Source organism: Achromobacter sp. (assembly GCF_050285585.1).
In the GTDB taxonomy this organism is placed as follows: Bacteria; Pseudomonadota; Gammaproteobacteria; order Burkholderiales; family Burkholderiaceae_B; genus Achromobacter.
Genome location: NZ_JBLZXF010000009.1, coordinates 105,450 through 119,522, shown reverse-complemented (window position 1 = coordinate 119,522; position 14,073 = coordinate 105,450). Strand labels below are relative to the sequence as shown.

Here is a 14,073-nt window from a genome sequence, read left to right as displayed (position 1 = left end):
ACCGCAGCATGGATACCCAAATGTCCTTCCAACCAGAAGGCCCGGCCCGCTCGGGCGGGGCACCGATCAGCGCATACAACCCAGCCTACGATCCGCTGGTGTCGCCGCCCGGCCGCGGGCAGGACTACGCGCCTACCTATTGGGTCGCGACCGCGGGCGCGCCGCCCGAGGACGACGGGCCGGTCAATGGCGATATCGATGCCGACGTGGTGATCGTCGGATCCGGCTTCACCGGCCTGTCGGCCGCGCTGACCCTGGCGCGGGACTTTGGCGTCAAGGCGGTGGTGCTGGAGGCCAACCGCGCGGTATGGGGCTGCACCAGCCGCAATGGCGGGCAGGGGCAGAACGCCTCGGGACGGCTGTACCGTTCGCAATGGATCGAGCGCTGGGGCCTGGACACGGCCAAGCGCCTCGATGCGGAAATCCGCGAAGGGTTCGAATATTGGAAAAGCCTGGTCGCGCAGGTGGACTGCGACGCGCAGCCGGGCGGGCACCTGTATACGGCGCACCGCCAGAAGAAGATGGCGTTCCTGCAGAGCGAGGCGCGCGTGATGCGCGAGATCTTCGGCTACGACGCGAAGATGCTCAGCAAGGAAGCGCTGCGCGAACGCTACGTCGACGACCGCGAGGCGGTGGGCGCGATGCATGAACCCGATGGCGTGGGCGTGCACCCGCTGAAGCTCGCTTATGGCTACCTGAGGCAGGCGCGCGCGCTGGGCGCGCGGGTTCATCCGGGCAGCCCGGTGCTGCGCTGGCGCGCGGAGAACGGCAGGATACTGCTGGAAACGCCGGGAGGCGTGGTGCGCGCGCGCCGGGTTGCCTTCGCCACCGGCGGCTACACCGCGCAAGGCGTCAACCGCCTGCTGGACAACCGCATCATGCCCGTGCTGTCGAATTCGCTGGTGACGCGCGTGCTGTCGCCCGCGGAGCGCGAGGCCGCGGGCTTGAAGAGCACGGTGTTCATCACCGATACGCGGACGCTGCGTTTCTACTACCGGCTGTTGCCCGACGGCAGCATGCAGATCGGCAGCCGCAGCGCGCTGCGTGGCGCCGATGCGCAGAACCCCCGCCACCTGGCGTTGCTGCGCGACGGGTTGGCGCGCAAATTTCCCGCCCTGAAAGGAGTGGAGGTGGCCTACTCGTGGTGGGGCTGGGTGGACGTCAGCCACGACATGATGCCGCGCGTGACGCAGCCCGACACGGCGCTGCCGGTGTATTACGCGTTCGGCTACGGCGGCAATGGCGTCGCGTTCTCGGCCCATGCCGGCAGGCGGCTGGCGCAGCGGATGATGGGCAAGGACGGCGTGGCCTGGAATCTTCCCATCTACGATTCTCCCTTGCCCGGGCATCCGTTCGCCCCGTTCCGCCGGCTGGGCCAGGGCCTGCTGTACCGCTGGTACTACTTACGAGACGAACTGCTCTAGGGCGCTGAGATCCGGGCCTTCCGTGTCGCGCCGCCCTTCGGCGCGGGCGCGGTAGCGGTCGACGACCCTGGCCAGCCTGACGATGCCCGGCTCGATGTGCTCGGGGCGGATGGAGGTGAAGCCCACCCGCAGGAAATTGCGGGGCGCGTCGGCGCCGTTCATGAAAAAGACGTCGCCCGGCTCGACGACCACGCCCTCGGCCAGCGCTGCCTCGGACAATTCGACGGCATCGAGCCACGGCGGACCCTGTAGCCAGCACGAGGACGATCCGGTAATGGGGATGACCTTGAAGTCGGGCAGGTGTTGCGCCAGCGCGCGCGCAAGTTCGTTGCCGCGCTTCTGGTAGGCCTGGGACTGCCGGCGCAGCAGCGCGTGGTGATGGCCCAGCGAAATGAAGAGCGAAAAAGCGCGCTGGATATAGGCGGACGGATGGCGCAGCATGAGCCGGCGCAGGGCGCGCAGTTCGCCCGTGAGTTCGCGCGGCGCCACGATGTAGCCGATGCGCAGGCCGGGCGCGAAGGATTTGGCCAGGCTGCCGACGTAGATTACGCGCCCGTCGCGATCCAGGCTCTTGAGCGCGGGTATGGCGCCTTCGCCCCAGCGGCTTTCGCTTTCGAAGTCGTCCTCGATGATCATGCTGTCGGCCTGGCGCGCCAGCGCCAGCAGGCTCTGGCGCCGTTCCATCGAGAGCGTGACCGTGGTGGGGCACTGGTGGCCGGGGGTGACGAAAAGATAGTCGCAGCCCAGCAGGTGCGTGCCGGTGCACAGGCCCTGTTCGTCGACGGGCATGGGCAGCAGATGGCGCGTATGGCTGGCGAAGATGTTGCGGGCATCGGGGTAGCCGGGGTCTTCCATGCCCACGACCGTGTCCTCATTGACCAGCAGATCGGCAAGCAGGTAGAGCGCGTGCTGGGCGCCCACGGTGATGACGATTTCCTCGGCGTCCGCCCATACGCCGCGGCGCGGCAGGACCTGGGTGCGGATCTGCTCGATCAGCGCGGGATCGTCGTGGGTGATGAGATCCGGGGCCCAGCTGCGGATGTCCAGCACCGACAGCGCCTTGATGCAGCACTCGCGCCATTCGGCGGTGGGGAACAGGTCCTGGTCGAACTGCGCGTAGACGAAGGGATAGGGCTGTTTTTGCCAATCGCGCGGCTTGGTGATGTTGCGCTGCCGGGATGGCCGGAAGCGTAGCCGTTCTTCCCAGCGCACCGTGGGCGCGCCTTCACCCCCGGCGGGGGGCGCGTCGGCCGAGGGGCCCGAATGCCCGAGCATGACCGTGTCGCTGACGAAGTGGCCGCTGCGCTCCCGGGACACCAGGTATCCCTCGCTGACCAGCTGCTGGTAGGCGAACACGACCGTATTGCGCGCAATGCGCAGTTGGTCGGCAAGGTGGCGGCTGGACGGCACCGGCGTGCCGGGCGGCAGATGGCCGCTGAGGATGGCGGACACCAGCATCTGCCGCACGCATCCTTGCAGGCTGAGGTTGGGCGCGCTTTCCCGTTCGAACAGACGCTCCCACAACACAGGCTTGAGCATCGAGGCCTGGCTGGACATGAAGGCTCCCCTTGTGACGACCGCGCGGGCGAAAACGGCGCGCAGCGCGCCGTCTCCGTTCCGGGTTCCGCCACTCAGGATAGAGGAGCCGGATGGGGGAAGGAATGAGGGATTGCCCTGCCGGCGGGCAGGGCGGGCCAGGGTCCTAGACCCGTCCCTTCCAGGGGATCACGAATTTCTCCAGGTACCGCACGAGCAGGTCGAAGGCGAAGGCGAACACCCCGATCACGATGATGCCCATGATGACGGTGTCGCTGGCCAGGAACTGGGCGGCATTGAGCACCATGAAGCCCAGGCCCCGGTCGGCGGCGACCATCTCCGCGGCGACCAGCGTCGTCCATCCGACCCCGATGCCGATGCGCATGCCGGTGAAGATTTCCGGCATGGCGGCTTTCAGGATCACGTGCCAGACGATCTGGGCGCGCGAGCCGCCCATGGCATAGGCCGCATGGATCTGCTCGATGGAGACGGAACGCACGCCGGCGCGCGCCGCGATCGCCATGGGAGCGAAGATCGCCAGGTAGATCAGCAGGATCTTGGGAAATTCGCCGATGCCGAACCAGATGATGATCAGGGGCAGGTAGGCCAGGGGCGGCAGCGGGCGGTAGAACTCGATGGGCGGATCGAAGATGCCGCGCGCGTAGCGGTTCACGCCCATCAGAATGCCCACCGGTATGGCGGTCAGGCAGGCCAGGAAGAAGGCGCCGAAGACGCGGGAAAGGCTGGCCAGCGCGTGCTCGGCGAGGGTGGAGTTGGCCACGCCCTCGGTCATGGCGAAGACGAACTTGTCGTAGACCGCGAAGGGCGAGGGCAGGAACAGCGGCCGCACCCAGCCCGCTCCCGTTACCAGGAACCACAGCGCGATCAGCGCCAGGCTGGTGATCAGGCTGATGTGCCCGCTGTAGCCCGCGCCCGGCGCGCCGTACACCATGCCGGGCCTTGCGGGCTTGTGCCCCGGAGAGCGGCTCCTAGACATGGACGCCTTGGGGCGAGGCGGAGGCGCGCTCGTCGCCATAGATGATGCCAAGGACTTGTTCCCGCATGTCGATGAAGTCGGGACTGGATTTGATGCTGCGGCCATCGCGGGTCTCCAGGTAGCGCCGGTTGAAATCCGGCGTGAAGGTGTGCGTGATCCGGCCAGGCCGGGGCGACATGACGATCAGCCGCGACCCCAGGAACAGGGCTTCTTCCACGCTGTGCGTGATGAAGAAGAACATCTTGTCGGTCTGTCGCCAGATGTCCAGCAGCAGCTCCTGGATGGTTTCGCGGGTCAGCGCGTCCAGTGCCGCCATGGGTTCGTCCATCAGCAGCATGGCCGGGTCGCAGGTCAGGGCGCGCGCGATGCCCACGCGCTGCTGCATGCCGCCGGACAACTGGTAGATCATGTGGCGGTGGAAGTCCTGCAGGCCCACCAGTTCCAGGTTGCGGCGGGCGCGGGCGCGGCGCGTTTCCTTGTCCACGCCTTGCAGCATCAGGCCGAACTCGGTGTTTTCCAGCACGTTCAGCCAGGGCAGCAGGGCATGCTTCTGGAACACCACGCCGCGGTCGGCGCCCGGGCCGACGATGGGCTTGCCGCCCAGCGTGATCTCGCCTTCGGTGGGGGACAGGAACCCGGCCAGCAGGCTCAGCAAGGTGGTCTTGCCGCAGCCGGAGGCGCCCAGCGCGACGACGAACTCGCCCGGCTGGATGGTCAGGTTGACGTTCTGCAAGGCGATCACCGGGCCGCTGTCGTGCAGGCCGGGATAGGTGACGCTGACTTTCTCCGCGCACAGGCGCTGCGCGGCGGGCGAGGATGGCTGCATGGTCATGCGTGCTCCCTGTATGGGGCGGCGTCCGCGGGGCGCCGCCGTGGCAGGTGACCGGCGGCACGGGCAGGCCGCCGGGCCGGCGGGACGTCTACTTCGCCGCCGCCTTGGCGTACTTGTCCGTGACGTGGGCGCTGTAGTCGCCCAGGGCGCGGTCGATCTGCTTCTGGTCCTTGAGGAACTTGGCGCTGGCCGTGAACGCGCGCGCGGCGCCCGATTCCTTGCCGCCGCCCAGCCATTCGTTCGACGCCTGCTCCTGCACGGTGGGGAAGACCAGCAGCTTCAAGGCCTCGACCATGTCCTCGGGCTTGCCGCCGATCAGTTTGACCATGCCCTTGACCTGCGGAGAGTCCGCCGTCCACTTGGCGCCGTTGGCCCGGTAGTCGGCATAGGACTTGGCCAGCACGGAGGTGAAGGCTGCCATGAACTTGGGATGCTTAGCGGCCCAGGCCCGGTCGACCACGATGCCGTCGAAGGTGGGAACGCTGGCCGCGCCGATCTGTTCGGAATCGGCGATGATCTTGCCCGTCTTGGTGATTTCGGTCAGGGCGGGCGGCCAGACGTAGGCGGCGTCGATGTCGCCGCGCTGCCAGGCGGCGACGATCTGGGGCGGCTGCATGTTCAGGATGCGCACGTCGCGCGGGTTGATCTTCCAGACCTGTTCCAGGCCCACCAGCAGGTGAAAGTGCGAGGTGGATACGAACGGGGTCGCGACGCGCTTGCCCTTCAGGTCCGCCGTGCTGTTGATGCCGGAGCCGTTGCGCGCCACCAGCGCCTCGGACTTGCCGATGTTGTCGAGGATCCAGAACAGCTCCATGTCCACGCCGCGCGTGGCCGCGGCGGTGATGCCGGTGGAGCCCAGCACGCCGACCGGCACGTTGCCCGATGCGAGCGCGGTGGAAATGTCGCCGCCGGAAGTGAACTGGCGCCAGTCCACCTTGTAGCCTGCCTCCTTGAGCGCGGCGTCGAAACTGCCGTCCGCGATGGCGGACAGGAAGGGACCCACGATGAGCTGGTAGCCGACCACCAGCTTGGTCTGCGCGTAAGCGGGAGCGGCCAGCAGCGCGGCGGCCAGGCCGGCCAGGGTGCAGCGGCGGATGAGGCGGTATATCGCGTTCATGGTGATCTCCGGGTGGAAACGGCCGCGCTCCGGCGCGACCGGGATGCTGATAGCAGTTTGCCCGGATGGGACTAGAACGCTAGGGCCAGATGTCCGGATCAGTAGGAGCCAAGTGAGGGCCCCGGGAGGGAGCCCCCACGCTGCGCGCGCCTTGCGCGCTTGCTGCCCCCCAAGGGGGCTGGCCCGCCTTGGGGCGGCCCGGCGGCGGGCCGGCTATTTTTGCGGAGGGTGACGAGGGCTCCAGCGCTGCGCGCGCGTGGGGGGCTGCCCCCGAGGGCGGGCGTGTCTTCGTCGGGCTTTGCAGAAGGAAGCAGGCCCGCCGGTTTTACCAGGCGGGCCTGCTTATGCGCCCAAAGAAGGGTTAGGGGTCGTGCTAACGGATGAGACTGAGGAATTCGGCGCGGGTGGAGGGGTTGTCGTGGAATTCCCCCAGCATGACGGAGGTGACCATGGACGAGTTCTGTTTTTCGACGCCGCGCATCATCATGCACATGTGCTGGGCTTCGATGACGACCGCCACGCCGGCGGCGCCGGTGACCGACTGGACGGCCTCGGCCACCTGGCGGCTGAGGTTCTCCTGGATCTGCAGGCGGCGCGCGTACATTTCGACGATGCGGGCTACCTTGGACAGGCCCAGGACCTTGCCATTGGGCAGGTAGGCCACGTGCGCCTTGCCGATGAACGGCAGCATGTGGTGTTCGCACAGCGAGTAGAGCTCGATGTTCTTGACCAGGACGATTTCACGGGTATCCGACGTGAAGAGCGCCCCGTTGACGATTTCGTCCAGGTTCTGTCCGTACCCGCGGCACAGATGCCGCATGGCCTTGGCCGCGCGGGCAGGCGTATCCGCCAGCCCTTCGCGAGACGGATCCTCCCCCAATTGTTCGAGAATGGCGGTGTAGTGCGTTTCCAATGACATCGGGGACTCCTGGGGGGTGCGCGCTTGGGCGGCAATTTGCTATTGCGTAGTGACGCAAGTCTACCCCAGGCGGCAACGCATGCGCAGGGCGCAGCCGTCCAGGCGGCCAACGCCACAAACTCAATCTTCCGGTCTTCCACGGCAACAGGACTGCAAGGCATGGATCTATCCGGGGCACCCATGCCGGAAAAGTGTCACCCATGTCCCCCGTCCATACAGCCAGCCCCCTCGAGGGGGCAGCAAGCACGCAACGCGTGCACAGCGTGGGGCCTCTATATTCCGCGGTTCTCGACGGCGTACTTGATGAGTTCCGCCTGGCCGTCTATGCCCAGCTTGCGCTTGATGTTGAGGCGGTGGGTCTCCACCGTGCGCACCGACAGACCCAGGGCCTGGGCGATCTGCTTGTTCGCATGGCCGCTGGCGATGTGGCGCAGCACGTCGCGCTCGCGCTGCGTCAGCAGCGTGGCCGGGGCGCTGGCCTGCGACAGCCGCAAGGCCACGGCCGCGCTGAAATAGCTGCGGCCGGCCATGACGGCGTCGATGGCCGTGACGATCTCTTGCGCGGGCTCGTCCTTCAACAGGTAGCCGCGGGCGCCGGCCTTGACGGCCTGCACCATATATTCCGGATTGTCGTGCATCGACAGGACCAGCACCGCGATCTGCGGATAGCGCTCGTGCAGTTGCGCGGTCAGGTCCAGCCCGCCCACGCCAGGCATGTTCAGGTCCATCAGCGCCAGATGGGGCAGGGTTCCGCCCTGGGGATCCTCGGCCAGGCAGCCCGCCAGGAAGGCGAGGGCCGCAGCGGCGTTGCCGGCTTCGCCCACCACGTGCAGTTGGGGCACGGTTTCAAGGCGCAGCCGCAAGCCGTCGCGCACCAGGGGGTGGTCGTCGATCAGGAGCAGTCGGGTGGCGTCGGGCTTGTCGTTCATGCTTGGGAACTCGCGGGCGGCGCGGCGGCCGGCAGAGGGAGCCAGGCCTGCAGGACCGTGCCTTGCGCGCTGGAGTGGAAGGTCAGGTTACCCGATAGCGCGTTCATGCGTTCCCGCATATTGCGCAGGCCGATACCGCGCCGGGGATCTTGCTGCACCTCGTCGTAGTCGAAGCCGCCGCCGTCGTCGGCGATGGTCAGGCGCAGGTCGCGCGCGGAGTACGCCAGCGTCATGTCGGCGCGGGTGGCGCCGGCGTGGCGGATCACATTGGTCAGGGCTTCCTGCGTCACGCGGAATAGCGCGGTGGCATAGGCGTCGGGCAGCTTGACCGGCCGCCCGGTGGTATGCAGGCGCACGGCCAGCGGCGGCGAGCCGTCCGGCGTGGGGATGGCGAATTCGCGGCCCAGGTGCTCGAGCGCGGCGGGCAGGCCCAGGTCGTCCAGCAGGGTGGGGCGCAGGTTGTGCGAAATGCGCCGGACTTCGCCCACGGCCGTGTTCAGCCGGTCCAGCGCGCCGCCCAGCGGAGTATCGATCCGGGCCAGCGCGGGGGTGTCCGCGGGCACCGACTGCCGCAGCCGTTCGCGGGCAGCCTCCAGCGACAGCTTGATGGACACCAGCACCTGGCTGATGCCATCGTGCAGTTCGCGCGACAGGCGGGCCCGTTCGTCCTCCTGGGAGCGCACCAGTTGCCGGGCCATCAGCCGCAGCTTGGCATCGGACTGGCGGTGGTCGCTGATGTTCAGGGCGAGGCCGCAGGCGGCGACCCCCAGGATGGACACGACGGCGATGCCGGCCACCCAGGCGAACATCTTGCGGATATTGGCCTGTGCCGCCGCGTCGATGCGTTCCAGCGCCTGCTCCACGTCGTCCAGGTAGATGCCGGTACCCAGCATCCAGCCCCAGCGTTCCATCACCACGACGTAACCGAGCTTTTCCTCGGTCTGGTGGGTGGAAGGTTTCTCCCATAGATAGTGAACGGCCTCGCCTTGCTGGCCGCCGCGCCGGGCGGCCGTCAGCAGGTTCTGGATGACGGGTTGGCCCTTGGTATCGCGCAGTTCCCAGAGATCCTGCCCGACCAGTTCGGGCTGGCGCGGATGCATGAGGTTCCTGCCCTTCAGGTCGTAGACGAAAAAGTAGCCGTCGTGCCCGAATTCCATCTGCGCCAGGAGGTCCAGCGCGCGCTGGCGGGTGGCGTCGTCGTCGGCCGAGGCCTGCAGCGGCGCGATGGCGCTGTAGGCCAGGCTCACGTAATGGCGCAGCTCGCCTTCCTTGCTGGCCAGCCAGGCATTTTCCACCACCTGCTTTTCGCGCTGGGCCAGTTGCAGGCCCTGCACGTAGACGGCGACCGTGATGGCGGCGAGCGCCACCAGCAGGGGCACTGCCGCCAGCAGCAGGATTTTCAGGCGCAGCTTCATAGGGGATTTGTATCAGCGCGGGTTTGTCTGTTGCGATGCATCAATCAGCAATCCTCCCAGGTAAAAAGGGAAGGACGTGCCGCGGATTTTACGGTTTTCAAGGAATTATGCTGCGGCGCATTGCGTAGTAACACGTAGCCCGCTTGCGTAGTTTCGCGCTTGTTGCTGCCGGGGCAAAACGAAATACTAGCGTCCGCGTCGACAGGGCGCAGAGCGGGCGTGCGCGTCCGCCACCCCACAACAATGAGTCTGCCTTCCGCGGGACGATAAAAGCGTTTCCACGCCAGACCACATGGCGCGCGCCAAAAGCATGGCGGGAGGCAAGAGGAGCACTTATGCAAACCAGCAGTAAGGGACTGGGTCAGCACCTGGTCTGGCTGGCGGTAGCGGTATTGGGCGCGTTCGCGCTGGGTACCGTGGCGCTTGCCAGAGGGGAGACCATCAACGCGCTATGGGTGGTGATCGCCGCCGTATGCGTCTATTTGATCGCCTATCGGTACTACAGCCGATTCATCGCCAACAAGGTCTTCCAGCTGGACCCCACGCGCATGACGCCGGCGTGGAAGTACAACGATGGCCTGGATTACGTGCCCACCAACAAGCACGTGCTGTTCGGCCACCACTTCGCCGCCATCGCCGGCGCCGGCCCCTTGGTGGGCCCGGTGCTGGCCGCGCAGATGGGTTATCTGCCGGGCATGCTGTGGATCCTGGCGGGCGTCGTGTTCGCGGGCGCCGTGCAGGATTTCACGATCCTGTTCATCTCGACCCGCCGCGACGGCCGCTCGCTGGGCGATCTGGTCAAGTCCGAACTGGGCCGGATTCCGGGCGTGATCGCGCTGTTCGGCGCGTTCATGATCATGGTGATCATCCTGGCCGTGCTGGCGCTCATCGTCGTCAAGGCGCTGACGCACTCGCCCTGGGGCACCTTCACCGTGGCGGCGACCATTCCCATCGCGCTGTTCATGGGCGTGTACCTGCGCTACATCCGTCCGGGCAAGATCGGAGAGGTCTCGATCATCGGGTTCCTGGGCCTGATGGCGGCCATCACCTTCGGGCAGGACGTGGCCGCGCATCCCGTGCTCGGCCCCATGTTCGACTTCGACGGCAAGGGCCTGACCTGGATTCTGATCATCTACGGTTTCATCGCATCGGTGCTGCCGGTGTGGCTGCTGCTGGCGCCGCGCGACTACCTGTCGACCTTCCTGAAGATCGGCACCATCGTCGGCCTGGCGATCGGCATCGTGGTCGTGGCGCCCGAGCTGAAAATGCCCGCGCTGACGAAGTTCGTCGACGGCACCGGCCCGGTGTGGTCCGGCAACCTGTTCCCGTTCCTCTTCATCACGATCGCCTGCGGCGCCGTGTCGGGCTTCCACGCCCTGATCTCCTCGGGCACCACGCCCAAGCTGATCGAGAACGAAACCCAGGCCCGCTACATCGGCTACGGCGGCATGCTGATGGAGTCGTTCGTGGCCATCATGGCGCTGGTCGCGGCTTGCGTGATCGAGCCGGGCATCTACTACGCGATGAACAGCCCGGCGGCCGTGATCGGCACGACGCCCGAGCACGTCGCCCAGGTGGTGTCGAGCTGGGGCTTTGTGGTGACGCCGGCCGACCTGGTCCAGACGGCCAAGGACGTGGGCGAAAGCACCATTATTTCGCGCGCGGGCGGCGCGCCGACGCTGGCCGTCGGCATGGCGCACATCCTGCACCAGGCCATCGGCGGCGCGGGCATGATGGCCTTCTGGTACCACTTCGCCATCCTGTTCGAAGCCCTGTTCATCCTGACGGCGGTCGACGCCGGAACGCGCGCGGGCCGCTTCATGCTGCAGGATCTGCTGGGCACGTTCGCGCCGTCGCTCAAGCGCACGGATTCGCTGCCTGCCAACCTGATCGCGACCGGCCTGTGCGTGCTGGCCTGGGGCTACTTCCTGTACCAGGGCGTGGTGGATCCGCTGGGCGGCATCAATACCCTGTGGCCGCTGTTCGGCATCGCCAACCAGATGCTTGCCGCCATCGCGCTGACCCTGGGCACCGTGGTGCTGTTCAAGATGAAGCGCGACCGCTACGCCTGGGTCACGGTGCTGCCCACGCTGTGGCTGCTGGCGTGCACGCTGACGGCCGGCTGGCAGAAGCTGTTCCACGCCGACCCGCGCGTGAGCTTCCTGGCGCATGCCGACAAGTACAACGCGGCGATCGCCGAGGGCAAGGTCCTGGCTCCGGCCAAATCGCTGGCCGAGATGTCGCGCGTGGTGCTGAACGACTACATCAACGCCGGCCTGTGCGCGATCTTCATTTTCGTCGTGGTGAGCATCGTGGTGTTCGGGCTGCGTTCCGTGCAGCGCGCGCGCAACGAGAACAAGCCCACGGCGCGCGAAACCCCTTACGAAACGCTGCCCGCCGCGGCCGCGGCGGGCGCGGATTGATCGCTCAAGGAGACGCCGCATGCTGTTTTCCAACATGAGTTCGGCGGCCGGCGCGGCCGGCCGCTACCTGGGGCAGACGCTCCGGCTGATGGTGGGCGTGCCCGACTACGAGACGTATGTCGAGCACGTGCGGCGCACGCATCCCGACCGGGAGCCGATGAGCTACGAGGAATTCTTCCGTGAGCGCCAGGACGCGCGCTACGGGGGGAAGAAGCGCATCGGCTGCTGCTGACCGGAAAGGCCTCGCGCAAGCGGGGCCTTTCCCATTCAGGGCGGCGCGAGCGGGTCTCAACCCGGCAGTTTGCGCGGCAGCCAGATCCAGGCGGCGAGCCCCACCAGCAGTATCAGCAGCCCGCCGGCGCCCGCCGCCACGTGCAGCCCCGACAGGAACGCCTCCCTGGCCTGTTGCGCGACGGATTCGGCGATGTCAGGGTGCGCCAGGGTTTCGTTCAGCGTGCCCGCCACGCCCGGGCCGGCAAGGCGGAAGATCAGCGCCGCCAGGGATCCCAGCAGCGCAATGCCCAATGCATTGCCGATTTCGTTGCTGGTTTCGGCTATCGAGCCCGCGGCGCCGGCGCGTTCCTCCGGCACCGCGGACACGGCGACTTCGGCCACGAGGCTGAAGGACAGGCCGTAGCCGACGCCCGCGATCAGCGTGGAGGCGACGAAGGCGGCGGCGCCCGATTCGGTGGTCGTGAACAAGAGCGCGAGCACGCCCAGGCCGATCAGCGCGTGCGTGGCCACCAACGCGGCCTTGCGTCCGATCCGCTCGACGATGCGGCTCGTTCCGACACAGGTCGCGGTGAGCACCGCGGCCCCTGGCAGCGCCAGCAGCGCCGCGGTGAAAACGTCATGCTCCAGCACCGATTGCAGGTAGATGCCGGACAGATAGCCCGCCGCCGACCAGACCACCAGCGATACCAATCCCGTCAGGATGGCGATGGCGAAGATGCGGTCCTTGAACAGGCCGAGGTCCAGCAACGGGTACGCGATCCGCGCCTGCCGGCGCACGAAGGCGGCCAGGGCGATCAGGCCGGCCGCCCCGGCGATGGCTTGCCGCAACGAGAAACCCGAGGCGGCCGCGCTTTTGATCGAATAGATGAACAGTAGAATGCCGGCAAAGGACAGCAGCAGGCTGGGGACGTCGATGCGCCCGTGGCGCGTGGCGCGCACTTCGCGCAGCAGCACGGGCGCGGCCAGCAGGAAAGCCAGCACCACCGGCACGTTGATCAGGAAGACCGCGCCCCAGTCGTAGCGCCGCAGCAGCAGCCCGCCGATGACCGGTCCGATGGCGAAGCCCGCGGCGAATGTCGCGGCGAAGATGCCGATGGCCTGCGCCCGCTGGCGCGGGTCGGGAAACAGGGCGCTGACGATCGCCAGCCCGGAAGGCAGGAGCGTGGCGCCGCCCAACCCCATCAGCGCCCGGAAGCCGATCATGCCCGCGGGCGTCGTCGAGTGCGCCACGCCCAGGGAACCGAGCCCGAAAATGACGGCGCCGGCCATGACGAGCCTCAGGCGTCCGTAGCGGTCGCCGATATTGCCGAAGGCGATCAGGAGGGAACCGACGACGAAGCCGTAGATATCGAGGATCCAGAGCGCCTCGTCGGCCGTCGGCAGTAGCGCGGACGTGACGCGAGGCATCGCAAGGTAGAGCACGGAGCCGTCCATGGCCACCAGCACGACCAGGGCGAGGATGGCGAGAAGCCCGAGCCATGCCTTGCGGCCGGCGGGCTGGGGAATCGAGAGCGCGTGGGTGTTCATGTTTGCACGTCCTGTGGAGCGCGCCCCGATTGCGATCGGGGCCGCGATTTAATATACTTAAGGTAACCTACTATTCGTAAGTTACTGTTGGTATATAGCAATGTCAAGCTCCCGAGAGAATTCCGCCGTGTCCAAGGACGTCCGGCGCCGCCGCCTGTCCAGGGAAGAGCGCCTGCGCCAATTGCTGGACGTGGCATGGAAGCTGGTGAGCGCCGAAGGCACCGATGCGCTGACCTTGGGCAGGCTGGCCGAAGAGGCAGGCGTCACCAAGCCGGTCGTCTACGACCACTTCGGCACGCGCAACGGGCTGTTGGCCGCGCTCTACCAGGATTTCGATGCGCGCCAGACGGCGGTGATCGACGCCGCCATCGCCGCCAGCAAGCCTGCCCTGAAGGACAAGGCCGCCGTCATCGCCGCAAGCTACGTCGATTGCGTGCTGACCCAGGGGCGCGAGATTCCGGGGGTGTTGGCCGCGCTCAGCGGCTCGCCGGAACTGGCGACGGTCAAGCGTCAGTATCAGCAGGCCTTTATCGGGAAATGCCAGGCGATCCTGGCGCCCTTCGCCGGTCCGCAGGGCATTTCGCTGGCGGGCATGTGGGCGATGCTGGGCGCGGCCGACGCCTTGTCGCATGCCGCCGTGGCAGGAGACATCAGCGAAGCGCAGGCCCGGGACGAGCTGCTGGAGACGATCCTGGCCATGGTCAGGCGCGGCAAATGACC

Annotated in this window: 12 protein-coding genes; 4 read left to right on the top strand and 8 right to left on the bottom strand. The window is 67.3% G+C overall.

Going from position 1 to position 14,073, the window contains the following annotated elements; translation table 11 throughout:
* The first annotated feature begins 8 nt into the window (after positions 1–8).
* Complete coding sequence (locus ACN6PJ_RS14805) at positions 9–1,424, top strand: NAD(P)/FAD-dependent oxidoreductase (RefSeq protein ID WP_427996619.1); 1,416 nt, start codon at positions 9–11, stop codon at positions 1,422–1,424.
* Here ACN6PJ_RS14805 and ACN6PJ_RS14800 read toward each other — a convergent pair.
* From ACN6PJ_RS14800 to ACN6PJ_RS14770, 7 genes are all read right to left on the bottom strand, one after another.
* Complete coding sequence (locus tag ACN6PJ_RS14800; protein ID WP_427996618.1) at positions 1,404–2,981, bottom strand: PLP-dependent aminotransferase family protein; 1,578 nt, start codon at positions 2,979–2,981, stop codon at positions 1,404–1,406. The two genes, ACN6PJ_RS14805 and ACN6PJ_RS14800, sit on opposite strands and share 21 nt — an antisense overlap.
* 145 nt (positions 2,982–3,126) lie before the next feature.
* Positions 3,127–3,957 carry an ABC transporter permease subunit gene (locus ACN6PJ_RS14795; protein ID WP_427996617.1) on the bottom strand — a complete coding sequence of 277 codons (831 nt, stop codon included), beginning with the start codon at positions 3,955–3,957 and terminating at the stop codon, positions 3,127–3,129.
* Positions 3,950–4,789, bottom strand: a complete 840-nt coding sequence (locus tag ACN6PJ_RS14790; RefSeq protein WP_427996616.1) for a taurine ABC transporter ATP-binding protein — start codon at positions 4,787–4,789, stop codon at positions 3,950–3,952. The genes ACN6PJ_RS14795 and ACN6PJ_RS14790 overlap by 8 nt, the downstream gene beginning before the upstream one ends.
* 88 nt (positions 4,790–4,877) lie before the next feature.
* Entirely contained in the window at positions 4,878–5,906 is a 1,029-nt protein-coding gene (gene tauA, locus ACN6PJ_RS14785) for a taurine ABC transporter substrate-binding protein (protein ID WP_427996615.1), read from the bottom strand.
* Between the two features lie 373 nt (positions 5,907–6,279).
* Entirely contained in the window at positions 6,280–6,825 is a 546-nt protein-coding gene (gene folE, locus ACN6PJ_RS14780; protein ID WP_427996614.1) for a GTP cyclohydrolase I FolE, read from the bottom strand.
* A 272-nt stretch (positions 6,826–7,097) separates the two neighbouring features.
* A complete protein-coding gene (locus tag ACN6PJ_RS14775) occupies positions 7,098–7,754 on the bottom strand; it encodes a response regulator (protein WP_427996613.1) in 657 nt (218 codons plus the stop codon).
* Positions 7,751–9,169 carry a cache domain-containing protein gene (locus ACN6PJ_RS14770; RefSeq protein WP_427996612.1) on the bottom strand — a complete coding sequence of 473 codons (1,419 nt, stop codon included), beginning with the start codon at positions 9,167–9,169 and terminating at the stop codon, positions 7,751–7,753. Before ACN6PJ_RS14770 ends, ACN6PJ_RS14775 begins: the two co-directional genes overlap by 4 nt.
* Before the next feature lie 335 nt (positions 9,170–9,504).
* Between ACN6PJ_RS14770 and ACN6PJ_RS14765 the strand changes: the two genes are divergently transcribed.
* Both ACN6PJ_RS14765 and ACN6PJ_RS14760 read left to right on the top strand, forming a co-directional pair.
* Positions 9,505–11,592, top strand: coding sequence for a carbon starvation CstA family protein (locus ACN6PJ_RS14765; RefSeq protein ID WP_427996611.1), 2,088 nt, complete (start codon positions 9,505–9,507; stop codon positions 11,590–11,592).
* A gap of 19 nt (positions 11,593–11,611) precedes the next feature.
* A complete protein-coding gene (locus ACN6PJ_RS14760) occupies positions 11,612–11,824 on the top strand; it encodes a YbdD/YjiX family protein (protein ID WP_427996610.1) in 213 nt (70 codons plus the stop codon).
* Between the two features lie 56 nt (positions 11,825–11,880).
* On the opposite strand, the gene ACN6PJ_RS14755 is transcribed toward ACN6PJ_RS14760, so the two are convergent.
* Entirely contained in the window at positions 11,881–13,353 is a 1,473-nt protein-coding gene (locus tag ACN6PJ_RS14755; protein WP_427996609.1) for an MFS transporter, read from the bottom strand.
* 100 nt (positions 13,354–13,453) lie between these two features.
* On the opposite strand from ACN6PJ_RS14755, the gene ACN6PJ_RS14750 reads away from it, so the two are divergent.
* Positions 13,454–14,071 (top strand): TetR/AcrR family transcriptional regulator, encoded by a 618-nt coding sequence (locus ACN6PJ_RS14750; protein WP_427996608.1) that lies wholly within the window; start codon positions 13,454–13,456, stop codon positions 14,069–14,071.
* The last annotated feature ends 2 nt before the right edge of the window (positions 14,072–14,073 follow it).